The 24,531-nt window shown below is 68.2% G+C and carries 24 protein-coding genes; 16 read left to right on the top strand and 8 right to left on the bottom strand.

Annotated elements, in window-relative coordinates; translation table 11 throughout:
• Positions 1–45: 45 nt before the first annotated feature.
• From topA to tldD, 3 genes are all read right to left on the bottom strand, one after another.
• Complete coding sequence (topA, locus tag FA743_RS13960; RefSeq protein ID WP_136886718.1) at positions 46–2,808, bottom strand: type I DNA topoisomerase; 2,763 nt, start codon at positions 2,806–2,808, stop codon at positions 46–48.
• Between the two features lie 162 nt (positions 2,809–2,970).
• Entirely contained in the window at positions 2,971–4,185 is a 1,215-nt protein-coding gene (gene dprA, locus FA743_RS13965) for a DNA-processing protein DprA (RefSeq protein ID WP_136886719.1), read from the bottom strand.
• 93 nt (positions 4,186–4,278) lie between these two features.
• Complete coding sequence (gene tldD, locus FA743_RS13970; RefSeq protein WP_136886720.1) at positions 4,279–5,700, bottom strand: metalloprotease TldD; 1,422 nt, start codon at positions 5,698–5,700, stop codon at positions 4,279–4,281.
• A 225-nt stretch (positions 5,701–5,925) separates the two neighbouring features.
• On the opposite strand from tldD, the gene coxB reads away from it, so the two are divergent.
• From coxB to FA743_RS14020, 10 genes are all read left to right on the top strand, one after another.
• Positions 5,926–6,816, top strand: coding sequence for a cytochrome c oxidase subunit II (coxB, locus tag FA743_RS13975; protein WP_246054968.1), 891 nt, complete (start codon positions 5,926–5,928; stop codon positions 6,814–6,816).
• 63 nt (positions 6,817–6,879) lie between these two features.
• The gene (gene cyoE / locus FA743_RS13980; protein ID WP_136886722.1) at positions 6,880–7,797 is read left to right on the top strand and encodes a heme o synthase; all 918 of its coding nucleotides are present in this window, start codon (positions 6,880–6,882) and stop codon (positions 7,795–7,797) included.
• Positions 7,797–8,018 carry a hypothetical protein gene (locus tag FA743_RS13985; protein WP_136886723.1) on the top strand — a complete coding sequence of 74 codons (222 nt, stop codon included), beginning with the start codon at positions 7,797–7,799 and terminating at the stop codon, positions 8,016–8,018. Before cyoE ends, FA743_RS13985 begins: the two co-directional genes overlap by 1 nt.
• On the top strand, positions 8,015–8,587 hold the full coding sequence (locus FA743_RS13990; protein WP_136886724.1) for a cytochrome c oxidase assembly protein: 573 nt from the start codon (positions 8,015–8,017) through the stop codon (positions 8,585–8,587). Before FA743_RS13985 ends, FA743_RS13990 begins: the two co-directional genes overlap by 4 nt.
• A gap of 32 nt (positions 8,588–8,619) precedes the next feature.
• Positions 8,620–9,447, top strand: a complete 828-nt coding sequence (locus tag FA743_RS13995) for a cytochrome c oxidase subunit 3 (protein WP_136886725.1) — start codon at positions 8,620–8,622, stop codon at positions 9,445–9,447.
• Between the two features lie 79 nt (positions 9,448–9,526).
• Positions 9,527–10,198, top strand: coding sequence for an SURF1 family protein (locus FA743_RS14000; RefSeq protein WP_136886726.1), 672 nt, complete (start codon positions 9,527–9,529; stop codon positions 10,196–10,198).
• 10 nt (positions 10,199–10,208) lie between these two features.
• Positions 10,209–11,585 (top strand): threonine synthase, encoded by a 1,377-nt coding sequence (gene thrC, locus FA743_RS14005; protein ID WP_136886727.1) that lies wholly within the window; start codon positions 10,209–10,211, stop codon positions 11,583–11,585.
• Positions 11,582–12,856 (top strand): M16 family metallopeptidase, encoded by a 1,275-nt coding sequence (locus FA743_RS14010; RefSeq protein WP_281281784.1) that lies wholly within the window; start codon positions 11,582–11,584, stop codon positions 12,854–12,856. Before thrC ends, FA743_RS14010 begins: the two co-directional genes overlap by 4 nt.
• Complete coding sequence (locus FA743_RS14015) at positions 12,856–13,437, top strand: GNAT family N-acetyltransferase (protein ID WP_136886770.1); 582 nt, start codon at positions 12,856–12,858, stop codon at positions 13,435–13,437. Before FA743_RS14010 ends, FA743_RS14015 begins: the two co-directional genes overlap by 1 nt.
• A 3-nt stretch (positions 13,438–13,440) precedes the next feature.
• A complete protein-coding gene (locus FA743_RS14020) occupies positions 13,441–14,838 on the top strand; it encodes an FAD-binding oxidoreductase (RefSeq protein WP_136886728.1) in 1,398 nt (465 codons plus the stop codon).
• Here the strand turns inward: FA743_RS14020 and FA743_RS14025 are convergent.
• Complete coding sequence (locus FA743_RS14025; RefSeq protein ID WP_136886729.1) at positions 14,835–15,368, bottom strand: adenine phosphoribosyltransferase; 534 nt, start codon at positions 15,366–15,368, stop codon at positions 14,835–14,837. The two genes, FA743_RS14020 and FA743_RS14025, sit on opposite strands and share 4 nt — an antisense overlap.
• Complete coding sequence (locus FA743_RS14030) at positions 15,365–15,967, bottom strand: flavin reductase family protein (RefSeq protein ID WP_136886730.1); 603 nt, start codon at positions 15,965–15,967, stop codon at positions 15,365–15,367. Before FA743_RS14030 ends, FA743_RS14025 begins: the two co-directional genes overlap by 4 nt.
• 108 nt (positions 15,968–16,075) lie before the next feature.
• On the opposite strand from FA743_RS14030, the gene FA743_RS14035 reads away from it, so the two are divergent.
• Together FA743_RS14035 and FA743_RS14040 are read left to right on the top strand one after the other, a co-directional pair.
• On the top strand, positions 16,076–16,639 hold the full coding sequence (locus tag FA743_RS14035) for a GNAT family N-acetyltransferase (protein WP_136886731.1): 564 nt from the start codon (positions 16,076–16,078) through the stop codon (positions 16,637–16,639).
• Complete coding sequence (locus tag FA743_RS14040; RefSeq protein WP_136886732.1) at positions 16,636–17,421, top strand: EcsC family protein; 786 nt, start codon at positions 16,636–16,638, stop codon at positions 17,419–17,421. The genes FA743_RS14035 and FA743_RS14040 overlap by 4 nt, the downstream gene beginning before the upstream one ends.
• A 76-nt stretch (positions 17,422–17,497) precedes the next feature.
• Here FA743_RS14040 and FA743_RS14045 read toward each other — a convergent pair whose 3' ends face one another.
• On the bottom strand, positions 17,498–19,030 hold the full coding sequence (locus tag FA743_RS14045; protein WP_136886733.1) for an ATP-dependent DNA helicase: 1,533 nt from the start codon (positions 19,028–19,030) through the stop codon (positions 17,498–17,500).
• Between the two features lie 116 nt (positions 19,031–19,146).
• Between FA743_RS14045 and FA743_RS14050 the strand changes: the two genes are divergently transcribed.
• On the top strand, positions 19,147–19,353 hold the full coding sequence (locus tag FA743_RS14050) for a hypothetical protein (protein ID WP_136886734.1): 207 nt from the start codon (positions 19,147–19,149) through the stop codon (positions 19,351–19,353).
• A gap of 150 nt (positions 19,354–19,503) precedes the next feature.
• Positions 19,504–19,710, top strand: a complete 207-nt coding sequence (locus FA743_RS14055) for a hypothetical protein (protein ID WP_136886735.1) — start codon at positions 19,504–19,506, stop codon at positions 19,708–19,710.
• Positions 19,711–19,767: 57 nt separating this feature from the next.
• On the opposite strand, the gene ccrA is transcribed toward FA743_RS14055, so the two are convergent.
• Positions 19,768–21,057: a crotonyl-CoA carboxylase/reductase gene (gene ccrA / locus FA743_RS14060; protein WP_136886736.1), complete on the bottom strand. Its 1,290-nt coding sequence runs from the start codon at positions 21,055–21,057 to the stop codon at positions 19,768–19,770.
• 209 nt (positions 21,058–21,266) lie between these two features.
• Here ccrA and FA743_RS14065 point away from each other — a divergent pair, with 209 nt between their 5' ends.
• Together FA743_RS14065 and FA743_RS14070 are read left to right on the top strand one after the other, a co-directional pair.
• Entirely contained in the window at positions 21,267–23,225 is a 1,959-nt protein-coding gene (locus tag FA743_RS14065) for a protein meaA (protein ID WP_136886737.1), read from the top strand.
• Between the two features lie 100 nt (positions 23,226–23,325).
• Entirely contained in the window at positions 23,326–24,249 is a 924-nt protein-coding gene (locus FA743_RS14070) for an acyltransferase family protein (protein WP_136886738.1), read from the top strand.
• Between the two features lie 60 nt (positions 24,250–24,309).
• Here the strand turns inward: FA743_RS14070 and rpmE are convergent, their stop codons facing one another.
• Complete coding sequence (rpmE, locus tag FA743_RS14075) at positions 24,310–24,531, bottom strand: 50S ribosomal protein L31 (RefSeq protein WP_136886739.1); 222 nt, start codon at positions 24,529–24,531, stop codon at positions 24,310–24,312.

The following is a 24,531-nucleotide window of genomic DNA, read 5'->3' on the forward strand; positions in this document are numbered from 1 at the left end:
GTTGTCGCCTGCAGCCCCCGCGCTGTCAATCGCAGGGGGTCCTGCTCAGCTCTCGTCGATCAGATCGTCGCCCGATGCATCGGGCGCGGGCGCCTTGGCCGAAGCCCGCTTCGCCGCCGGTTTCTTGGCGGCGGGTTTCTTGGTCGCCGCTTTGGGTGCAGCCTTCTTGGTGGCAGGCTTCTTGGCCGCCGCGGCCGGTTTTTTTGCGGCCGGCTTCTTCGCGCTCTTGCCTGGGGATTTCGCGGCCTTGGCGGCGATCAACTCCAGCGCCTGATCGACGGTCAGATCCTCGGGCGTCACGTCGCGGGGCAGGGTGGCATTCACCTTGGCCCATTTCACGTAAGGCCCGTATTTTCCGCCCATCACCTGGATCGGCCCGCCATCGGGATGCTCGCCCATCTCGCGCAGGGGCGCGGCGGCGGCTCCCCGTCCGCCACGGATCTGCTTGGCGGCCAGAACCTCGACTGCACGGTTCATGCCGATGGTGAAGACCTCGTCCACATCCGCGATATTGGCATATTTCGCGCCATGCTTCACATAGGGGCCGAAGCGCCCGATCCCGGCCTTGATCAGCACGCCATCCTCGGGATGGGGGCCGATCGGGCGAGGCAGGGCCAGAAGCTGCACGGCCTGGTCCAGATCCAGCTTGCCCGCATCCCAGCCCTTGGGGATCGAGGACCGGGGCGGCTTGGGCACCTCTTCGCTGGCCTCGCCGCGCTGGACATAGGGGCCGAAGCGCCCGGTCTTGAGGCTGATCTGGTCGCCCGCATCCTCGCCCAGGACCCGGTCGCCCACCGGCTCCTCGCCATCGGGGGCCGAAAGGGGGCGGGTATAGCGGCAGTCGGGATAGTTCGTGCAACCGATGAAGGCCCCGCCCGACCGCGCCGTCTTGAGGTTCAGCCGGCCCGCATTGCACAGCGGACAGATCCGGGGATCGCCGCCATCCGCACGGGGCGGGTAGAGATGCGGGGCCAGGGCCTCGTCGATCGCCTCCAGCACCTCGGTGATGCGCAGCTCGGTGGTGCCCTCCAGCGCCTTCGAGAAGTCCTTCCAGAACCGCCCCAGCACCTCGCGCCACATCAGGTCGCCCGCGCTGATCTCGTCCAGCTCGTTTTCCAGATTGGCGGTGAAGTCGTGACTGACATAGCGTGGGAAATACTTGATCAGGAACGTCGTGACCAAGCGGCCCTTGTCCTCGGGGATCAGCCGGTTCTTGTCCTTGCGGACATAGTCGCGGTCCTGGATCGTGGTCACGATGCTGGCATAGGTCGAGGGGCGGCCGATGCCCAATTCTTCCATGCGCTTGACCAGCGTCGCTTCGGTGAAGCGCGGTGGGGGCTGGGTGAAATGCTGGCGCGCGGCGGCCTGGGCCTTGTCGTTGACCAGAAGCCCCGGCGCCCCGCGCTGGCCCTGGGGCGCAGGGGTCGCATCGCCGCCCTTGTCGCGGGCGCGGGCGAACTCGTCGTCGAAGGCGGCGGCGACCAGCGTGGCGGCCTCGCCCTCGGTGATCGCCGGCAGGCGGGCGCTGTCCTCGCCATCGTCGTCGTCGCGGCCCTGGTCATAGACCCGCAGGAAGCCGTCGAACAGCATCACCTGGCCGGTGGCGCGCAGGCCGACCTGGGCGTCGGGGCTGGCGATCTCGACCGTGGTGCGCTCCATCCGGGCGGCCTCCATCTGGCTGGCGATGGTGCGCTTCCAGATCAGGTCATAGAGCTTGCGCTGATCGTCGGCCGACAGCGTCAGCCGGTCGGGCGACATCATCATGTCGGTCGGCCGGATGCATTCATGCGCTTCCTGCGCGTTCTTGGCTTTGTTCTTGTACATGCGCGGCGATTTCGGCAGGTATTTCTCGCCGAACTTGGCCTTGATCGCGTCGCGGGCGGCCATCACCGCCTCGGGCGCCATGTCGATGCCGTCGGTCCGCATATAGGTGATCAGCCCGGCCTCGTAGAGCCGCTGCGCCGCAGACATGCAGGCCTTGGCGCCCATGCCCATCTTGCGGCTGGCCTCCTGCTGCAGGGTCGAGGTCATGAAGGGCGGCCAGGGATTGCGGCTGGCGGGCTTGGCCGCGACCGAGGCGACCTTCAGATCGCGGCTGGCCACCGCGCTGAGCGCCATCGCCGCCTGTTCGGCGGTGGCCAGATCGAAGCGGTCCAGCCGCTTGCCGGCCAACGAGACCAGCGTCGCGTCGTATTCCTCTCCGCCCGGAGTGGCGAGGCGGGCATGGACCGACCAGTATTCACGGGCCTTGAAGGCCTCGATCTCCATCTCGCGGTCGACGATCAGGCGCAGGCAGACGGATTGCACGCGGCCCGCCGACTTGGCGCCGGGCAGCTTGCGCCACAGGACCGGCGACAGCTTGAAGCCCACCAGGTAATCCAGCGCGCGGCGCGCCAGATAGGCGTCGACCAGCGGCTGGTCGATCTGGCGGGGCCGGGCCATCGCCTCGGTCACGGCGGTCTTGGTGATCGCGTTGAAGGTCACGCGGCTGACGGCCGCGCCCTTCTTGAGCGAGGTCTGCAGGGCCGCTAGCAGATGCCAGCTGATCGCCTCGCCCTCGCGATCGGGGTCGGTGGCCAGGATCAGGGTCTGGTCGTCCTTGAGCGCGTCCTTGATCGCCTTGAGATGCTTGCGGCTGTCGGCCGCCACCTCCCATTTCATGTCGAAATCCTGGTCGGGATCGACGCTGCCATCCTTGGGGGGCAGGTCGCGGACATGCCCGAAACTGGCCAGGACCCGGTAGTCGCCGCCGAGATATTTCTCGATGGTCTTGGCCTTGGCCGGGGATTCGACGACGACGACGGGCATGTTGACCTCGGACAGATGCAATGGGGCGGCAAGATGGGTGCCGAGGCGCGCCGTGTCAACGGGGGGTGATGTCCCGGGATAATGTCGGGAGGCGGGGCAGGGGGCGCTGCCCCCGTCGCGCAGGGCGCGACTCCCCCGGGATATTTCCGGACCGCCGCAGGATCACGAGAGGGCGAGGCGGCCCCCGGCCAGGCGGGTGACGCGGCCCTGCAGCTCCAGCGAGAGGATCACCGCATTGGCGGTGGCGGCCGGCACGCCCAGGTCGCGGATCAGGTCGTTCTCCTCGGTGGGTGAGGGGGTGAGGCGCGATAGGATGCGGCTTTCCAGATGGATCGGGCCGCCGCCGTCGCGGGACAGCGGGGCGGCGGGACGCCGCGGTGGGGGGGCTGCGGAACGCAGCGGCGGCAGGGCGGCAGGTCTGGCCGCGGCGGGCGGCCGGTCCCCGGCTGCGGCGGCGGGACGCAGATTCGCCAGCGCATCGACCACATCGGCAGCACTGCGCACGAGGGTGGCGCCGTCGCGGATCAGGGCGTTGCAGCCGGCGGCGCGGGCATCCATCGGGTGCCCGGGCACGGCCATCACCTCGCGCCCCTGGTCCAGCGCGTTGCGCGCCGTGATCAGCGTGCCCGAGCGCTGCGCGGCCTCGATCACCACCACCGCCTGCGAGAGGCCCGAGACGATGCGGTTGCGGGTGGGGAAATGCCGGGCGGCGGGTTCGGTGCCCGGCGGCTGTTCGGACAAAAGGACGCCGCGTTCGGCGATCTGCGCAGCCAGGACGGCGTTTTCCGCCGGATAGATCACGTCGACGCCGCCCGCCATCACCGCGATGGTGCCGGTGGGCAGGGCCGCGTCATGGGCGGCGGCATCGATGCCGCGCGCCAGTCCCGCCACGACGGCCAGGCCCGCCTCGCCCAGGCCCGCCGCCATGCCACGCGCCATGCGCATCCCCAGGGACGAGGCATTGCGCGCGCCGATGACCGCGATGATGTCGCGCGACAGCCAGGAGGGATCCCCGCGCAGCCAGAGGACCGGGGGGGCGCCCTCGATCTGGCGCAGGGCCGGGGGATAGGCGGGATCATCGCAGCGCAGCAGCCGCGCCCCCACGCGGCGCCCGGCGGCCAGTTCGGCACTGGCGACTCCTTCGGGGCAGCAGCCGTAATCGGTGATGCCGGCCTGGGCGGCGATGCCCGGAAGCGCGGCCAGTGCCGCCCGGGCCGAGCCATGTTCCGCGATCAGCCGGTGGAAGGTTGCGGGCCCGACCCGGCGCGAGCGGATCAGCCGCAGCACGGTCAGATCATCATCGCCCGTGATGCGGCCAGATCCGGGGCTCGCGACCGGCGGGCGGGGGGTATTGGCTGGGGTCAGTCCGGTATCCATGATGCCTCCGTCCGCGATCTGGCATCAGGGATACTCCGTAGGGGTTAACAACCGGTTAGCGGTGCGGACCCAAGCGCGCCACCGGGGGCCGCGTCAGGCGGCCGAGCCGCCCACCGTCAGCCCGCCGATCATCAGCGTGGGCTGGCCCACGCCCACGGGAACCCATTGCCCCTGCTTGCCGCAATTGCCGATGCCGGGATCCAGCGCCATGTCGTTGCCGATGGCGCGGACCTTCTGCAGGGCCGTGGCGCCGTCGCCGATCAGGGTGGCGCCGCGAATCGGCTCGCCGACCACGCCGTTCTTCACCCGATAGGCCTCGGTGCAGGAGAAGACGAACTTGCCGTTGGTGATGTCCACCTGCCCGCCGCCGAAACCCACCGCATAGATGCCGTCGCGCAGGTCGGCCAGGATCGCCGCCGGATCGGCATCGCCACCCGGCATGTAGGTGTTGGTCATGCGCGGCATCGGCACATGGGCGAAGCTTTCGCGCCGGCCGTTGCCGGTGGGCGCGACGCCCATCAGCCGCGCGTTCTGGCGGTCCTGCATATAGCCCGTCAGGATGCCGTCCTCGATCAGCACGTTGCGGGCGGGGGGCGTGCCCTCGTCGTCGATGTTGATGCTGCCGCGCCGCCCCTCGATCGTGCCGTCGTCGATCACGGTGACACCGGGGGCCGCGACGCGCTGGCCCAGCAGCCCCGCGAAGGCCGAGGCCTTCTTGCGGTTGAAATCGCCCTCCAGCCCGTGGCCCACGGCCTCGTGCAGCAGGATGCCGGGCCAGCCCGGGCCCAGGACCACATCCATCACCCCGGCCGGCGCGGGGACCGAGCGCAGGTTCACCTCGGCGATGCGGACGGCCTCGTGGACCAGGGCCTGCCAATGCTCCGGCGCCATCAGCGGCTCCAGCGCATGGCGCCCGCCGCCGCCGGCGCCGCCGGTCTCGCGGCGGTCGTTGTTCTCCAGGATGACCGCGACACTCAGCCGCGCCATGGGGCGGATGTCGGTGGCCAGCCCGCCCTCGGGGCGCAGGATCGCGACCTCCTGGATGCTGCTGCCCATCGAGACGGTGACCTGCACCACGCGCGGATCCAGCGCCCGGGCATAGGCGTCGATCTCGCGCAGCAGCGCGATGCGCCGCGCGGTGGGAATGTCCGAGGCCGGGTCGATCGCGGGATAGAGCGCCACCGGCTGCATCGAGGGCGGCAGGGCCGCCGTGCCGCCGCCCCGGCCCACGGCCAGACGCGCCGTCTCGGCCGCGCGGCGCAACGCGGGTTCCGAGATCTCGGTCGAATGGGCATAGCCGGTCACCTCGCCCAGGACCGCGCGCAGGCCGAAGCCGCGCCCGGCCATGAAGCTGGAATTGCGCAGCCGCCCGTCATCGAAGACCAGCTGCTCGTGCTGGCTGCGTTCCAGGAACAGTTCTCCGTCATCGGCGCCGTCGACGGCGCCGATGAGGACCTTGAGGGCGCGGTCGCGGTCCAGATCGGCCGAGAAGGGATCGAAGGGCGGACGGCTCATGCGGGTCTCCTGACGGTGAGGGGCGGGGGGCGATCGGCCCCGGGGCAGGCGCGGCAGGGGGTCGCGTTCCCTTCCCGGTCGCGAATGATGTAGGTAAGCCTTGCCCGTGCGGGCCAGATATGGTCATAGAACGGACACTGTGAAAGGAAAAGGGGCAGCCTCCCGGCGGTCCCTGCGGCCCGTGAGGCCGAGCCACTGCAACGGGATGGAATGATGGCAAGAGCGATGATGGGCCGTGCATTCGCGGCAGCGACAGGGTTCGCAACTGCGGGCATGCTGGCCGGGGCGGCGGCGGCGCAGGATGTTCTGGGCGATCTGCCCACGATCGGCAAGCCGATCGCCGGCGGGATGGGGTTCCAGCCCGCCTCGACCGAGCTGGCGCGCGACCAGCAATGGCTGGATCAGTTCGTGCTGATCATCATCGCCTTCGTGACCGCGGTGGTCTGCCTGCTGCTTCTGTATGTCATCGTGCGGTTCAACAGCCGGTCCAACCCGGTGCCGGCCAAGTTCACCCACAACACCACGCTGGAGATCGGCTGGACGCTGGTCCCGGTGCTGATCCTGGTGGCCATCGGGGCCTTCTCGCTGCCGATCCTGTTCCGCAGCCAGGAAATGCCCGACAGCCCGGATCTGGTCATCAAGACGACCGGGCACCAGTGGTACTGGTCCTATGAATATCCCGAGAACGGCATCGCCTTCGATTCGCTGATGCTGCCCGAGGACGAGCTGGCCGAGTTCGGCTATGCCCCCGACGAATACCTGCTGGCGACCGACACCGCCGTGGTGGTGCCCGTGGGCCAGACGGTGCTGCTGCAGGTGACCGCCAGCGACGTGATCCATTCCTGGACCATCCCGGCCTTCGCCGTGAAGCAGGACGCCGTCCCGGGCCGCATCGCCCAAGCCTGGTTCAATGTCGAGCAGGAAGGCGTCTATTTCGGCCAGTGCAGCGAACTGTGCGGCATCAACCATGCCTATATGCCCATCGTCGTGAAGGCGGTCAGCCCCGAGGTCTTCGCGGCCTGGGTGGCCGAGCAGGGCGGCACCCTGGGCGATGAGCCCGCGCCGACCGCCAGCCTTGATGCCGATGCCCGGGTCGATCTGGCCCGCGTGGACTGACCCCGACCAGTGGCCCTTCCGGCATTCTGCCGGCAGGGCCAAGGAACCAGGATTGCAGGCGCGATGACCGATATCAATGCATACGAGACCGCCCCCGAGGCCCAGTTCGGCGACTATGTCGCCCTGCTGAAGCCCCGGGTGATGTCGCTGGTCGTCTTCACGGCCTTTGTCGGTCTGTTCGTGGCCCCCATCGACGTGCATCCCTTCATCGCCTTCTGCTCGGTCCTGTTCATCGCGCTTGGCGGCGGAGCCTCGGGTGCGCTGAACATGTGGTACGACCGCGACATCGATGCGGTGATGAACCGCACCCAATCGCGCCCGATCCCCTCGGGCCGGGTCGAGGGCGGCGAGGCGCTTGGCCTGGGGCTGGTGCTGTCGGTCCTCTCGGTGATGATGCTGGGGCTGGTCGCGAACTGGTTCGCGGCCGGCTTCCTAGCCTTCACCATCTTCTTCTATGCGGTGGTCTATACCGTCTGGCTCAAGCGCTGGACACCGCAGAACATCGTCATCGGCGGGGCGGCGGGCGCCTTTCCCCCGATGATCGGATGGGCCTGCGCCACCGGCGGCATCACGCTGGAATCGCTGCTGATGTTCGCGCTGGTCTTCTTCTGGACCCCGCCCCATTTCTGGGCGCTGGCGCTGTTCATGAAGGAAGACTACCACAAGGCCGGCGTGCCGATGCTGACCGTGACCCATGGTCGTCCGGTCACCCGCCGCCACATCTTCGCCTATACGCTGGTGCTGGCGCCCTTCGCGTTGTGGCTGGGGCTGACCTCGATCGGCGGGCCCCTGTACATGGCGGTGGCGGTGGTGCTGAATGCGGCCTTCATCCATGGCGGCTGGAGGATCCTGCGCCGGTCCGAGGAGCAGGCCGTGGCCGATGGCTACGCGGTCGAGAGGCAGGTGTTCAAGCTGTCGCTCTATTACCTATTCCTGCATTTCCTGGCACTTCTGGTGCAAAGCTGGATCGGAGGCTGGTGATGGCACTCAAGACCGAACACGAAATTCATGGCCGTCGCCGGTCCCGCAACGTGGGGCTGGGGGTGGTGCTGATCGGCTTCGTCGCGCTGGTCTTCGGGCTGACGGTCGTCAAGGTGCAGCAGGGCGGCCTGCTGGAGGCCTATGACCACCAGCCCCGCGTCTCGATGACCCCGGTCGAGCCCGTGGCGCCCCGCACCATCCCGCAGGAGGATCCGCAATGAAACGTCTCAGCCCCGAGGGCCGCACCGTTGCCATGCTGGTGGGTGTGGTCGTGACCATGGGCGCACTGGCCTGGGCGGCGGTGCCCTTCTACAACTGGTTCTGCAAGGTCACCGGCTTCGGCGGCACCACGCAGGTCTCGCAGAGCCTGTCCGAGGAGGTGCTGGACGAGATCGTGACGGTGCGCTTCGACGCGAACACCGATTCGAACCTCGACTGGACTTTCCGGCCCATGCAGACCCGCATGGACCTGAAGATCGGCGAGAGCGGGCTGGCCTTCTACGAGGCGACGAACACCTCGGACCGGCCCCTGACCGGCACGGCCAGCTACAACGTCGCCCCCGAGGTGACGGGCTATTACTTCATCAAGGTCGAATGTTTCTGCTTCACCGAACAGACCCTGCAGCCCGGCGAAAGCATGGAAATGCCCGTCAGCTTCTTTGTCGATCCCGACCTGGTCAAGGACCACGATGCCAGCCATATCCGCGACATCACGCTGTCCTACACCTTTCACCTGACCGAGCCGCGTCGTGCGGCGCTTGACACCGGCCCGGCCGACACCATCAACTGAGACGAAACCGAGGGAGCCGACGGGAATCCGCCATGGCGCATGCAAAGAACCACGACTACCACATTCTTCCGGCCTCGGTCTGGCCGTTCCTCACCGCCGTGGCGGTCTTCGTCATGCTGTTCGGCGCCACCGCCTGGATGACCGGAGAGGTCACCGTGATGGGCGCCCCGATCACCGGCCCGTGGATGTTCGCCATCGGCCTGATCGCGACCTGCTATGTCGCCTTCGCCTGGTGGGCGGACATGGTGCGCGAGGCCGAATCGGGCGACCACACCCCGGTGGTGCGGCTTGGCCTGCAATACGGCTTCATCCTCTTCGTGATGTCCGAGGCGATGCTGTTCGTCACGCTGTTCTGGAACTTCATCAAGCACGCGATGTATCCGATGAGCGAGAACAGCCCCATCACCGATGGCGTCTGGCCGCCCGACGGCATCGAGACCTTCGACCCCTGGCATCTGCCCTTCATCAACACGCTGATCCTGCTTCTGTCGGGCGTCGCGGTCACCTGGGCGCACCATGCCTGGGTCCACGAGGGGGACCGCAAGGTCGCCATCAACGGTCTGGCCATCGCGGTGATCCTGGGGATCATCTTCACCGGCATGCAAGCCTATGAATACAGCCACGCGGCCTTTGGCCTGGCGGACACGGCCTATGCCTCGGCCTTCTACATCGCGACGGGCTTCCACGGTCTGCACGTGGTCATCGGCACGATCTTCCTGGCGGTCTGCCTGCTGCGCTTCCAGCGCGGCCAGATGACCAAGGACCAGCATCTGGGCTTCGAGGCCGCCGCCTGGTACTGGCACTTCGTCGACGTGATCTGGCTGGTGCTCTTCGCCGTGATCTATGTCTGGGGAAGCTGATCCCGCCTTTCGCTGATCGGGACGCGCGGGGGACCTCCTCCGCGCGTTTTTCGTTGTCTCTGCTGCCCGGAGCCCGTCCATGCGCCGCTATCTGTTCCCCCTGATCCTCGGCATCGTCGGCTGCGCCGCACTGATCCAGCTGGGCCTGTGGCAGCTGGAGCGGCGCGACTGGAAGGAGGGGATGCTGGACCAGATCACCGCCGGCATCCAGGCCGAGCCGGTGCCGCTGCCCGCCGAGATCGACCCGTCGATGAAATATCTGCCGGTCACCGTCACCGGCACCACCACCGGGGCCGAGATCGACGTGCTGTCCCACACCCGCGAGCAGGGCGCGGGTTATCAGATCGTCTCGCGCTTCATCACCGATGACGGGCGGGCGATCCTGCTGGACCGGGGCTTCGTGCCGCAGGAGGCGCGGCACAGCGAGCGGCCCCCGGTGCGGCTGCAGGTGACCGGCAACCTGCACTGGCCGCAGGATGCCAGCTCGTCCACCCCCGCGCCGAACCTGGACGAGAACATCTGGTTCGCCCGCGATGTCGAGGCCATGGCGCTGGCGCTGGACACGCTGCCGGTGCTGGTCGTCGCCAGCTACGTCACCGGGGACGCGCAGGGGGCCGAGCCGATCCCGGTCGCCATCGAGGGCATCCCCAACAATCACCTGTCCTATGCCTTCCAGTGGTTCCTGATCGCGGCCACCTGGGCGGTGATGACACTGGCGCTGATCTGGCGTATCAGGCAGCGCAGCTACTGAAGGAATTCCGATGCGTTACGTCTCGACGCGGGGCCAGGCCCCGGTACTGGATTTTGAACAGGCCATGCTGTCGGGGCTGGCACGCGACGGGGGCCTGTATCTGCCCGAGACGATCCCGGTGATCGAGGGCCTGGACCGCCTTGATGGCCTTCCCTACGAGGAGGTCGCCTTCCGCGTCATCCGCCCCTTCACCGGCGACAGCTTCACGGACGCGGAACTGCGCGGCGCCGTTGAGCGGGCCTATGCCCGCATCGCCCATGACGCCCGCGCGCCCTTGGTGCAGCTGGCCCCCGGCCATCACCTGCTGGAGCTGTTCCACGGCCCCACGCTGGCCTTCAAGGATTTCGCGATGCAGCTGATCGCGCAGCTGTTCCAGATCGCGCTGACGCGGTCCGGCGACCGCGTGACCATCGTGGGCGCGACCTCGGGCGATACCGGCTCGGCGGCGATCGAGGCGTTCCGGGGCATCGACAACGTGGACGTCTTCATCATGTATCCGCATGGCCGCGTCAGCGAGGTGCAGCGCCGCCAGATGACCACGCCGCCGGCCGCCAATGTCCATGCGCTTGCCGTGACCGGGCATTTCGACGATTGCCAGGCGCGGCTCAAGGATCTGTTCAACGACCACGCCTTCCGCGACACGGTCGGGCTGGCGGGCGTGAACAGCATCAACTGGGCCCGCGTCATGGCGCAGATCGTCTATTACTTCACCGCAACCGCCTCGCTTGGGATGCGGCCCACGGATTTCTGCGTGCCGACCGGCAATTTCGGCGACATCCTGGCGGGCTCCATCGCGCGCCGCATGGGCCTGCCGATCCGCCGCCTGATCGTGGCCACCAACCAGAACGACATCCTTTACCGCGCGCTGACGCAGGGCGAGTACCGCACCGGCGAGGTCGAGCCCTCGATCAGCCCCTCGATGGACATCCAGGTCAGCTCGAATTTCGAACGCGCGCTGTATCTGGCCTATGGGGGCGATGCGGGCGCGATCCGGCAGCTGATGGACGAGCTGAAGGCAGGCGGCTTCACCATCAGCCAAGGCGCGTTGCAGACGCTGCGCGAGGAATATGCCTCGGGCCGCGTCAGCGAGGACGAGACGCTGGAGACGATCCGCTCGGTCCGCGCGCGCACCGGAGAGATCCTGTGCCCGCACAGCGCCGTGGGTGTCGCCGTGGCCGAGCGCCATCTGGAGCCGGGCGTGCCGATGGTGACGCTGGCCACCGCGCATCCGGCCAAGTTCCCCGATGCGGTCGAGCGCGCCATCGGCCTGCGCCCGGCGCTGCCGCCGCATATGGCGGACCTCTTCGACCTGCCCGAACGCATGACCCGCATTGAAAACGACGCCGAGGCGCTTAAGTCCTTGATTCTTGACCGGAGGACGATTTGAGCCAAGATCCCACATTCCGCCTGACCACCCTGCCCAACGGGCTGCGCATCGTGACCCGCCAGATGCCGGGGCTGCATTCGGCGGCCCTGGGCATCTGGGTCAGTGCGGGCGGCCGCAACGAGCGCGCCGACCAGAACGGCATCGCGCATTTCCTGGAACACATGGCCTTCAAGGGCACTGCCACCCGCAGCGCCCTGCAGATCGCCGAGGCGATCGAGGATGTGGGCGGCTATATCAACGCCTATACCTCGCGCGACGCCACCGCCTATTACGTGCGCGTGCTGGAGGATGATGTCGACCTGGCCTTCGACGTGATCAGCGACATCGTGCTGAACCCGGTCTTCGAGGAGCGCGAGATCGAGGTCGAGCGCGGCGTGATCCTGCAGGAGATCGGGCAGTCGATGGACACGCCCGACGACATCATCTTCGACTGGCTGCAAGAGGCCGCCTATCCCGACCAGCCGATGGGCCGCACCATCCTGGGCCCCGCCGAACGCATCAGCGCCTTCGGGCGGGCCGATCTGGCGGGCTTCGTGACCGAGAATTACGGCCCCGGCCAGATGGTCGTGGCGGCGGCGGGCGCGGTCGATCACGACCGCATCCTGCGGCTGGCCGAGAAGGTGCTGGGCCATATCGCGCCCCGCCCCCAGGGCGCCCGCGAGGAAGCCCGCTGGCAGGGCCTCGAGACGCGCACCGTCAAGCCGCTGGAGCAGGCGCATTTCGCGCTGGCGCTGGAGGGGCCGGGCTATCTGGCGCCCGATTTCTACGCGGCCCAGATCTTCTCCTCGGCGCTTGGGGGCGGCATGTCGTCCCGGCTGTTCCAGAAGATCCGCGAGGAACGCGGGCTGTGCTACACGATCTTCGCGCAGTCGGGTTTCCATGACGATACCGGCATGCTGACCATCTATGCGGGCACCGGGGCCGAGGATCTGGCCGATCTGGCCACCCTGACCATCGACGAGATCAAGCGCGCGACCGAGGACATGTCCGAGGCCGAGATCGCCCGCGCGAAAGCTCAGCTCCGCGCGGGCCTGCTGATGGGCCTGGAAAGCCCCTCGGGACAGGCCGAGCGCATGGCGCGCAGCCTGGCGATCTGGGGCAGGGTGCCCGACCCCGCCGAGGTGGCCGAGCGCATCGCCGCCGTGACCGCCGCCGATGTGCGCGCCCATGCCGAGCGGCTGCTGGCCACCGCCCGGCCCGCGCTGGCGCTCTACGGTCCGGTCGAGGGTGCACCCTCGCGCGAGGCCTTGGCCGAAAGACTGGCCGCATGATCCTGGCGCGGCGCCGTCCGTTCCGGCTGGATGCGGAACGGATCGTGCTGCGCCTGCCCCAGCATTCCGACTTCAATGCCTGGTCCGGGCTGCGCCATGACAGCCGCGCCTTCCTGACCCCGTGGGAGCCGGTCTGGTCCCCCGACCACCTGTCGCGGAAAAGCTTCACCAACCGCGTCTATTGGGCGGCGCGCTCGGCCCGGGCGGGGACGGCCTTCCCGCTGTTCGTGCTGGACCGCAACGAGCGGCTGCTCGGGGCGATCACGCTGGACAATGTCCGGCGTGGTCCTGCACAATCGGGCACCATCGGCTACTGGATCGGGCAATCCTTCGCCCGGCAGGGCTACATGCGCGAGGCCATCGGGGTTCTGGTGCATCACGCCTTCACGGGCCTGGATCTCAGCCGGGTCGAGGCCGCCTGCCTGCCCGAGAACGCCGCCTCGCGCGGGGTGCTTGAGAAATCGGGCTTCAAATACGAGGGCGTGGCGCAAAGCTATCTGCAGATCGGCGGGCGCTGGCGCAACCATGTCCTCTATGCCAACCTGCGCCATGACCGGCGCGGCAAGACCGAGGTGCGCTGAGCCATGCTGACCCCCGCCGACGCCGCCCTCGCCGCCCGCCTGCCGCAGGGCGTGCTGCGCGATCCCGGCCCCGCCTATACCGAGGAGCCGAGGGGTCGCCTGACGGGCCAGGTAGGGCTGGTGGCCGCCCCCCGCGACGTGCAGGAATGCGCCGCCATCATCCGCGCCTGCGCGGCGGCGCGCGTGCCGGTCGTCCCGCGCGGCGGCGGGACCGGGCTGGTCGGCGGCCAGATCATGTCGGAGGGCCCCGCGCCGCTGATCCTGTCGCTGGAACGCATGACCGCGATCCGCGACGTCTTTCCCGACGAGGGCGTGATGATCGCCGAGGCGGGCGTCACCCTGCAGGCCGCGCGCATGGCCGCTGCTGGGGTGGACCGGCAGTTCCCGCTGTCGCTGGCCTCGCAGGGCAGCGCGCAGATCGGCGGCGTTCTGGCGACCAATGCCGGCGGCGTCAACGTCCTGCGCTATGGCAATGCCCGCGCGCTGTGCCTGGGGATCGAGGCCGTGCTGCCCTCGGGCGAGGTGATGCACGATCTGAAGCGCCTGCGGAAGGACAATACAGGCTACGACCTTCGCGATTTGCTGATCGGGGCCGAGGGAACGTTGGGCATCATCACCGCCGCGTCGCTGGTGCTGGCCCCGGTGCCCGCAGAGCAGGGCGTGGCGCTGCTGGTGGTCGACAGCCCCGCCGCCGCGCTGCAGCTTCTGTCCCTGGCGCAGGCGCGCCTGTCGGGGGGCGTGACGGCGTTCGAGCTGATCTCGGGCATCAGCCTGCGGTTCCTGGACGCGGCCTTCCCCGACATGCGCCAGCCCTTCGCCGAGCGCCCTGATTGGCTGGTGCTGGTCGAGGTCGGCCTTCCCGCCGGCCTGCCCGCCGATGCCGCGCTGGAGGGGCTGTTCACCCAAGGGTTGGAGGCCGGGCTGGTCCATGACGGGGTGATCGCGCAATCGGGCCAGCAGGCCGCCGATCTTTGGGCCCTGCGCGAACATATCCCGCTGGCCAACCGCCATGTCGGCGCGATCGCCAGCCATGACATCAGCCTGCCGCTGTCGCAGGTGGCGGGCTTCATCACGGATGCAGATGCGATGCTAGCCGGGCGTGGCGACATGCGGGTGAACTGCTTCGGCCATCTGGGCGACGGCAACCTGCATTACAATCTGTTCCCCGCCGCCGGTCGCCAGCGCGAGGACTACGACGACATCCGCCGCGACCTGTCGCAGGGCATCCACGAGATGGTCATGGCGCGCGGCGGTTCGTTCTCGGCCGAGCATGGGGTGGGTCGGCTGAAGGTCGCGGATCTGGCCCGGTGGGGCGATCCGGCCCGCCTGACCGCCATGCGCGCCATCAAGGGGGCGCTGGACCCCCTTGGCATCATGAACCCCGGCGCGGTGCTGGCCTAGTCGCCCTCGAATGCGCAGAGCGCGTGGACGGGCATGTCCAGGCCCTCCAGCACTGCCCGTCCGCCCAGATCGGGCAGGTCGATGACGAAGGCGCAGCCGATCACCTCGGCCCCCAGCCTGCGGCACAGCTTGATCGAGGCCGCCGCCGTGCCCCCGGTGGCCAGCAGATCGTCCACGATCAGCACCTTTTCCCCCGGGCGCAGGGCGTCGTCATGGATCTCCATGATCGCCTCGCCATATTCCAGCGTATAGGCTTCGCTGATGACGGTGCCGGGCAGCTTGCCCTTCTTGCGGATCGGCACGAAGCCGGTGGACAGCTGATGGGCCACCGCGCCCCCCAGGATGAAGCCCCGCGCCTCCAGCCCCACGACCTTGTCGATCCGCATGCCCGCATAGGCGTGCAAGATCTGGTCGACCGCCATGCGGAAGCCGCGCGCATCGGCGAACAGCGTCGTCACGTCGCGAAAGATGATCCCCTCATGCGGGAAATCGTGGATGGAGCGGACATAGTCCCTGACGCTACGGCTCATTCCGGGCGGTCCATCTGGAACAGCTCGGTCACGGTGGCGTAATCCTTGTAGCCCAAGCGCGCGATCCAGCCGCCCGCCGCGCGCGGATCGAAGCGTCCGTCGATCACGCAATCGTCACGCATGTGGATCCCCGTCACCACGCCGAAGACGGCAAAGTTCGCCTCGCCCGCCAGGGGCACGATCTGCGTCATCCGGCATTCCAGCGCCGCTGCCGCCCCGGCCACGCGCGGGCAGTCGATGGTCGTGCAACCGGCGGCCTCGATCCCCGCTGCGCCGAACTCGCTGGTCCCCGCCGGCAGGGGCGCCGACGAGGCGTTGACCGCGTCGCGCAGGTCGCCGGTTGCGATGTTGACGCAGAACACCCCGGTCTCGATGATCTGGGCGACGCTGTCCTTGGTGCCCTGCCGGTCGCGCTTGGCCCCGGTCGAGGCGAACATCACCTGCGGCGGCACATAGGCGACCGCATTGAAGAAGGAATAGGGCGCCAGATTGTCCCCCTGCGCCCCCCGGGTCGAGATCCAGCCGATCGGACGGGGGGCGACGATGGCGTTGAAGGGATTGTGGGGCAGGCCGTGTCCGGCTTCGGGGCGATAGAACATGGGCGGCCTCCTTTGGCGTTGCGGCGCCAACCTGCCACCGCTTTTCGCGCGGCGCAATGTTCCGCCTGTCGCAAACCCGTGCTAAGTCGCCGCCGACAAGGAGGCGCAATGTACGAGATCTGCCCCGAACTGCCCGAGGATACGCCCGAGGTCGAGGCGCTCTATGATCTGTGCTTCGCGCCGGGGCGGACGGCGCTGTCCTCGTACCGTCTGCGCGACGGGGTGCCGCGCGTGGCCCGGCTGTGCCTGGTGCTGCGCGATCCATCACACGTGCTGATGGCGGCGATCCGCTACTGGCCCGCGCGGGTGGCGGGGCGACGGATCCTGCTGCTGGGTCCGGTCGCCGTCCATCCCACCGCGCAGGGCGAGGGCCTGGGCGGGTTGCTGATGCGCGACAGCCTGGCCCGGGCGCGGACGATGGGGTTCGCGCGGGTGCTGCTGGTGGGCGACGCGCCCTATTATTCACGCTTCGGCTTCCAGCGGCTGGACGGGGTCGAGATGCCGCCCCCCACCAATCCCGATCGCGTCCTGGGGCTGGAACTTCGCCCCGGCGCTTGGGTTGACGTGACTGGACCGGTCCAGCGCGAACCGGAACCGCCCCGCCCTGTTCCGACCGCGCCGGACCGAACGGCCTGTATTCAGGTCGACCCTCCGAAAGACCCCGCCTCATGACCGACAGCCGCCATCTGATCCTGCCGCCGATCACCGATCCGCTGCTGCATGCGCAGATCGACCGGCTCGCTCGCCGCCATCTGGAGGCCGCCGGAACCGGCATGCAACTGATGGCCCGCATCGGCGCAAGCGCCGAGGGGCTGATCGAGCGCCTGCCCGCCTTCGTCCGCAACCGGCTGGACGGTGTCACCCGCGCGGCCCTGACGCGCGCCTTCGGAGCGGCCAGCCGGTCGCGCCGGGTGGTCCGCGACCGGGGCGACCTGTTCAACCGCCTAGCTTCGACGGTCAGCGGTGCGGCGGGGGGCGTGGGCGGCTTCGCGGGCGCCCTGGTCGAGCTGCCCTTCACCGTGACGCTGCTGCTGCGCGCCATGCTGGACATCGCGGTCGAACACGGGCTCGACCCGGACAGCGACGAGGTCCAGCAGGAATGCCTGCGCATCTTCGCCGCCGCAGGGCCGATGGCCGACGATGACGCGACCGATCTGGGGCTTCTGGCCGCGCGCATGTCGGTCACCGGCCAGACCGTGCAGGGGCTGATCAGCAAGGTCGCGCCCCGGCTGTCGATCTCGCTCGGCCAGAAGATGGCCGCCCAGGCCGCCCCGGTCCTGGGCGCTGTGGTCGGCGCCTCGATCAACTACACCTTCGCCCGCTACTATCAGGAGGTCGCCCGCGTCCATTTCGGGATCATGCGGCTTTCGCAGGAAACCGGCCTGCCGCGCGAGGCCCTGACCGAGGCCCTGCGCCTGTCGATCCAGCGCCAGTCCCCGCCCGCCCGGACCTGAGCCCGGCTCGCCCCTTCATCTTGGCGGAAATATCCTCGGGGGTCCGGGGGCAGACAGCCCCCGGCCTTGGCCGGACTCACGCTTCTTCGGCATCCAGCGCCAAGGGTGCCACCGGCGCGATCAGATCGTCTGTCGTCAGCGGCCCCGCAGGCCGTGCCAACCGCGACTTGGTCACCCAGTAGAGCCGCTCCTGCGCGCGGGTGATCGCCACATAGGTCAGGCGCTTCCACAGCGGCACGCCCGCCTCGGACCGATTCGACCAGGCGGCGGCGGCGATGTCGGGGCCGAAGACCTGCACCTCGGGCCATTGGCTGCCCTGCGCCTTGTGGATGGTCACCGCCGCCCCGTGCAGGAAGGCCGCGCCCATGCGGGCGGCGAAGGGGATGAAGGGCTCCTCGGCATCGGGCATCTCGATCTTGACGATGCTGGCCGCCGACAGGCGCGGATCCTCGGCGCCGATCACATGCAGGCGCGAGAAGCCCGGTTTGCGGCCCGGGCCCAGATAGACGACCTGCGCGCCCTTGATCAGGCCGCGCGCCTCCAGATCGATGCGCTTCTTGCGATGCTTGACGGGCAGCTCCAGCCCGTCGCAGACCAGCGGCTCGCCCGGCAGCAGCGCATCGCCCGGCGCGCCGAAGGCGGTGCGGAAGGCATGGATCAGCCGGATCCGCGTCGCATTGCGCCAGACCAGCACCGGGCTGCGGGCCATCAGGTCGCTTTCCACCCGCTCCGCCCAGACCACCCGGTCGTCCTTGCGGGCGGCCTCGCGGACCAGCCGCTCGAAAGCGTGAAAGCCCAGCTGGTCGTCGGCCAGCGCGTGGGCCAGGTCCAGAATCGGGCTGTCGTCGGCCTGCCGGTGGATGCGGCTCAGCATCAGGCGCTGCGGGGCGGCCAGCTTGTCAAAGACCATCTCTCCGGACAGGCCCACCGGGGCCAGCTGCGCCGGATCCCCGAACAGGACCAGCACCGGAAAGATCTCGCGCAGGTCCTCGAACTGCTTCTCGTCCAGCATCGAGGCCTCGTCGACCAGCCCGACATCCAGCCCTTCCTCGCGCCGCGTCCAGCCCTTGATGAAATCCGACCCGCGCAACCCCGCCGTGGCCAGCGCGCCGGGGATCGAGGCATGGATGTCATAGAAGGCCTTGGCCTTGTCCAGCGCCGCGTCGGGCAGCGCGTCGGTCACCGGACGCTCGCCGGCACCGGTCAGCCATTCGGCGATCTTCTCGTATTCCGGATCGTAGAGGGGCGTATAGAGGATGCGGTGGATCGTCGTCGCGGGCACGCCGCGCATGCGCAGCACGAAGGCCGCCTTGTTGGTGGGCGCCAGGATCGCCACGCTGCGCCGGTCCTTGCGGCGCCGGCCCTCGTAATCGGGGCTGATCAGCTCGACCCCGGCACCCAGCAGGGCCTTGGTGATCTGCGACAGCATCAACGTCTTGCCGGAGCCGGCCTTGCCGATCACGGCCATCACCCGACCTTTGCCCGACTGGGGCGGATGCAGTTCTTCTGCGATGATGTCGATGCCGGCCGCGCTGAATGTCTCGGTCAGCGCGTCCCATGCATCGGCCTGATCGGGCGAAAGGGTCGGGGCGGGGGCGGGGTGTGTCATGATCGACCCTTAGCCTGCCTTGCGCGGCAAGGCAAAGCGCCGTGCAACTTTTCCCGCCCGCCCTGCGTGTGTCCCGATGTCCGCGCGCGGCGGGCCGCTCTCGAAGGAATGTCGCGATGATCGAACTGTTCTTCGTTGCCTGCCTGTTGACCGACCCCGAGACCTGCACAGACCACAGCCTGCTGTTCGAAGAGCAGAACGGCCTGTTCACCTGCATGCTGCAGGGCCAGAACGAACTGGCCCGATGGAGCGAGACTCACCCGACCGTGCAGGTCCGCGAGTGGAAATGCCGCTATGCGGACCAGGACGAGCGCAAGGCCTGAATTGCTGCAGCGCAGCGCAAAGGCCGCGCAATCTGCCCGACCGGTGGGCATCCCGCCGGAGACGGCCCCCGTCGGCTGCGGAAGGATTCGGTCGACCGCGCCGGATATGAGATGATGACGGACGGGGAGGGCAAACGGATGGTGTTGCCCATGATCGAACTGCTTTTCGTCGTCTGCCTGTCCAGCGAACCCGCCAGCTGCCGCGACCGCAGCCTTCTGTTCACCGAAGAGATCGGTCTGATGGGCTGCATGATGGGCGCCCAGACCCAGCTGGCCAAATGGGTCGAGACCCACCCGCAAGAGCGTATCGCCAGCTGGCGCTGCAAGCCCGCCGGATCGCCCGAGCGCGCGGCCTGAACAACCCTGATGAAAAGGCCCGGCCTTCCCGGGCCGGGCCTCCTCATGCGACGCGCCTCAGCGGCGACCGGCGTCCAGCGCATCCTCGAAGGTGCGCAGGCCCGGGACGGGGGATTGCACCAGGACGGACATGTTGCCCGGCTTGTGCTGGTTCTTGTACATCTTCATATGCGCCGCCGGAATGTCGGCCCAGGGAAAGACCTCGGACATGCAGGGGTCCAGGCGACGTTCCAGCATCAGCTGGTTGGCGGCGCTGGCCTGCTTGAGATGCGCGAAATGCGATCCTTGCACGCGCTTCTGGTGCATCCACAGATAGCGCACGTCGAAGGTGCAGTTGAACCCGGTGGTGCCGGCGCAGATGACGATCATGCCGCCCTTCTTGCAGACCAGGGTCGAGACGGGGAAGGTCGCCTCGCCCGGATGCTCGAAGACGATGTCGACATTGTTGCCCTTGCCGGTGATGTCCCAGATGGCCTTGCCGAACTTGCGCGCCTCGGTGAACCACTCCTTGTATTCGGGGGTGTTCACGGTGGGCAGCTGGCCCCAGCAGCGGAATTCCTTGCGGTTGATGACACCTTTCGCGCCCAAGCCCATGACGAAGTCGCGCTTGTCCTCTTCGCTGATGACGCCGATGGCATTGCCGCCCGCCGCGTTGATCAGCTGGATGGCATAGGACCCCAGGCCCCCCGAGGCGCCCCAGACCAGCACGTTCATGCCGGGCTTCAGCTCATGCGGCTCATGGCCGAACAGCATGCGATAGGCGGTGGCCAGGGTCAGGGTGTAGCAGGCCGATTCCTCCCAGGTCAGGTGGGTGGGGCGGGGCATCAGCTGCTGGGCCTGCACGCGGGTGAACTGGGCGAAGCTGCCATCCGGCGTCTCGTAGCCCCAGATCCGCTGCGTGGGCGAGAACATCGGGTCGCCGCCGTTGCAATGCTCGTCGTCGCCGTCATCCTGGTTGCAATGGATCACGACCTCGTCGCCGACCTTCCAGCGCTTGACCTTGTCGCCCACCGCCCACACGATCCCAGAGGCATCCGAGCCCGCGATGTGATGGTCCGCGCCGTGCCCGTCGAAGGGGCTGATCGGCTGGCCGAGGCCCGCCCAGATGCCGTTGTAGTTGACCCCCGCGGCCATCACCAGCACCAGCACCTCGTTGCTGTCGATGGACGGCGTCTCAACCACCTCCAGCTGCATCGCGGTGTCGGGTTCGCCGTGACGTTCCCGGCGGATCGTCCAGGCATGCATCTGCGCGGGGACATGGCCCAGGGGCGGCATTTCGCCCACGTCATACAGATCCTTGACGGGTGCGTCATAGGGGGCGATCGGGGTCGGGGCGTCGAGGGCCATCTGCGTCTCCTGTCCAGTGCTGCGGTGCGGAATCACCGCGCCGATTTGCCCCGTTCTACGATTCGCAAAGCAACAATGCAACTATAAGAGATGATAAATCGAAATATTATGTCGTATAAGACAGATCCGTGCCGCGCTGCGGCGAATTGACGGCGCAGCTATGTGTCTGTATTCAGATCGACAAGGACATAATCTTTCGAGGATCCGTGATGGCCGACAAGGACAAGCCCTGGCTGTTCCGCACCTATGCGGGCCATTCCACGGCGGCGAAATCGAATGCGCTCTATCGCACCAACCTGTCCAAGGGGCAGACCGGCCTGTCGGTGGCCTTCGACCTGCCGACCCAGACCGGCTATGACAGCGACCACCTTCTGGCCCGGGGCGAGGTGGGCAAGGTCGGCGTGCCCGTCTGCCATCTGGGCGACATGCGCACGCTGTTCGACCAGATCCCGCTGGACCGGATGAACACCTCGATGACGATCAACGCGACGGCACCGTGGCTGCTGTCGCTGTACATCGCCGTGGCCGAGGAACAGGGCGCCGATGTCAGCCAGCTTCAGGGCACGGTGCAGAACGACCTGATCAAGGAATACCTGTCGCGCGGCACCTATATCTGCCCGCCCAAGCCATCGCTGGCGATGATCACCGATGTCGCCGCCTACACGCGCGAACACCTGCCGCGCTGGAACCCGATGAACGTCTGCAGCTATCACCTGCAGGAGGCCGGGGCGACGCCCGAGCAGGAGCTGTCCTATGCGCTGGCCACCGCCATCGCCGTGCTGGACGACCTGAAGGGCAAGGTGCCCGCCGACAGCTTCCCCGAGATGGTCGGGCGCATCAGCTTCTTCGTCAATGCCGGCATCCGCTTCGTGACCGAGCTGTGCAAGATGCGCGCCTTCACCGAGCTGTGGGACGAGATCACCCGCGACCGCTATGGCATCATCGACGAGAAATACCGCCGCTTCCGCTATGGCGTGCAGGTCAACAGCCTGGGCCTGACCGAGCAGCAGCCCGAGAACAACGTCTATCGCATCCTGCTGGAGATGCTGGCGGTGACGCTGTCCAAAAGCGCCCGCGCCCGCGCCGTGCAATTGCCCGCCTGGAACGAGGCGCTTGGCCTGCCGCGCCCCTGGGACCAGCAATGGTCGCTGCGGATGCAGCAGATCCTGGCCTACGAGACCGACCTGCTGGAATATGGCGACCTGTTCGACGGCAACCCGGTGATCGCCGCCAAGGTCGAGGATCTCAAGCAGGGCGCGCGGAACGAGCTGGCGCTGCTGGACCAGATGGGCGGGGCGATCGCGGCCATCGACCACATGAAGGCGCGGCTGGTCGAATCGAATGCCGCCCGGCTTGGCCGGATCGAGACGAACGAGACGATCGTCGTCGGCGTGAACCGCTGGCAGCAGGCCGAACCCTCGCCCCTGACCGCAGGCGACGGCGGGATCATGACCGTCGATCCGGCGGTGGAACAGGACCAGATCGACCGCCTGCAAGCCTGGCGCGACGCGCGGGATGCCGGGGCGGTGCGCCGCGCGCTGGAGGATCTGCGCGAGGCGGCGCGCACCGGGGGCAACGTCATGCCCGCCTCGATCGCGGCAGCGCGGGCCGGGGTCACGACGGGCGAATGGGCCGGGGTCATGCGCGAGGTGCATGGCGAATATCGCGGCCCGACCGGCGTCTCGTCCAGCCCGTCGAACCGGACCGAGGGTCTGGAACAGATCCGCGAGGCCGTGGATGCGGTCAGCGTGCGGCTGGGGCGGCGGCTGAAGTTCCTAGTGGGCAAGCCCGGGCTGGACGGCCATTCCAACGGGGCCGAGCAGATCGCCTTCCGCGCCCGCGATTGCGGCATGGACATCACCTACGAGGGCATCCGCCTGACCCCCGAGGACATCGTCCGCCGCGCCCGCGAGGAAGAGGCGCATGTCTTGGGCCTGTCGATCCTGTCGGGCAGCCATATGCCGCTGATCGAGGATCTGATGGCACGGATGCAGGCCGAGGGGTTGTCCCATATCCCGGTGATCGTCGGCGGCATCATCCCCGACGACGATGCCCGGCGCCTGACCGAGATGGGGGTGGCGCGGGTCTATACGCCCAAGGACTTCCAGCTGAACACCATCATGCTGGACATCGTGGAGCTGGTCGAGCCGGGGGCAGCGGCCGCCTGACGATTGGCAGAGCGGCGCTTTATTTGGTAAGCGGACGGCGCCGGGGTGAACCCGGCTGCGTGCAGGCCGTTGGGCTGCTTGGACAATCAAGGCTGCCTTCATGACCGACCAGACCCGGCGCGCCAGCGCCATCGACCCGTTGCGCCTGCTGCTGGCGCTCAGCGTCATCGCCCTGCATGCCGGATTTCCCGAGGCCGCCCCGGCGCTGGTCAAGCAGGGGCTGTTCAACGGCCTCTATCGGCTGGCAGTGCCGGTCTTCGCGCTGATTTCGGGCTACTTCTTCCTGTCGCCGCTGCGCTCGGGGCGGGCAGGCGCCTATCTGCGGCGCATCGCGGCCCTGTATCTGCTGTGGATGGCAATCTATCTGCCGATCTATGGGCCGGATTTCTCGGGGCCCGGCCATGTGCTGCAGACGCTGGTCTTCGGCTATTTCCACCTGTGGTTCCTGCCGGGGCTTCTGGTCTCGGCCGCGTTGGTCTGGGCGCTGCGGGCGCCGGGGCGGATCGCGGTGGTGGCCGGGCTGATGGCGGCTGTCGGGCTGGTGCTGCAATATCTGGTGCTGTCCGGGGCGGTCCAGATGCAGCTGGACCATTACCGCAACGGGCTGTTCACGATCTTTCCGTTCTTCGCCACGGGCCTGCTGCTGGCCCAGGGCTGGGGCGCGCGGCTGACCCGTCTGGCGCTGCCTCTGGCCGGGCTTTCGCTGCTGGCAGTCATCGGCGAAAGCCTGATTTGGTACCGCATCGCGGGGGGCGGATGGGGCATCGACATGATGGTCTCGCTGCTGCTGGCGGCGCCGCTGCTGTTTCTGGCGGCGCGGCAGCTGCAGGGCGGGTGGGACGGCAAGCGGCTGGCCAGCGTGGCGGCCTTCGTCTACTTCTCGCATATCCTGATGATGATCACCGCCAGCCGGTTCGGGCTGGAGGGCGACACCAAGGCCCTCGTAGTCATGGGCCTTTGCCTGGGGATCGCGCTGTGGCTGAGCGTCGGCGAGCGGCGCCGGGTGCTGGCCTTCTTCACCTGACCCCCGAATGCGGAACGCCGCCCCGAAGGACGGCGTTCGCGGTGTCGATGTCGGCAGGGATCAGAAACCCAGGCCGGCGTATTTCGACTTGAACTTGGACACGCGGCCACCGGCATCCATCAGGCGGCCCGAGCCGCCGGTCCAGGCCGGGTGCGAGGTCGGATCGATGTCCAGCGACATGGAATCGCCCTCGGCGCCCCAGGTGGAGCGCGTCGAATAGGTCGTTCCGTCCGTCATCTTGACCGAGATCAGGTGATAATCGGGGTGAATCTCTTTTTTCAT

Origin of the sequence: Paracoccus gahaiensis (assembly GCF_005048225.1) — a bacterium.
In the GTDB taxonomy this organism is placed as follows: Bacteria; Pseudomonadota; Alphaproteobacteria; order Rhodobacterales; family Rhodobacteraceae; genus Paracoccus; species Paracoccus gahaiensis.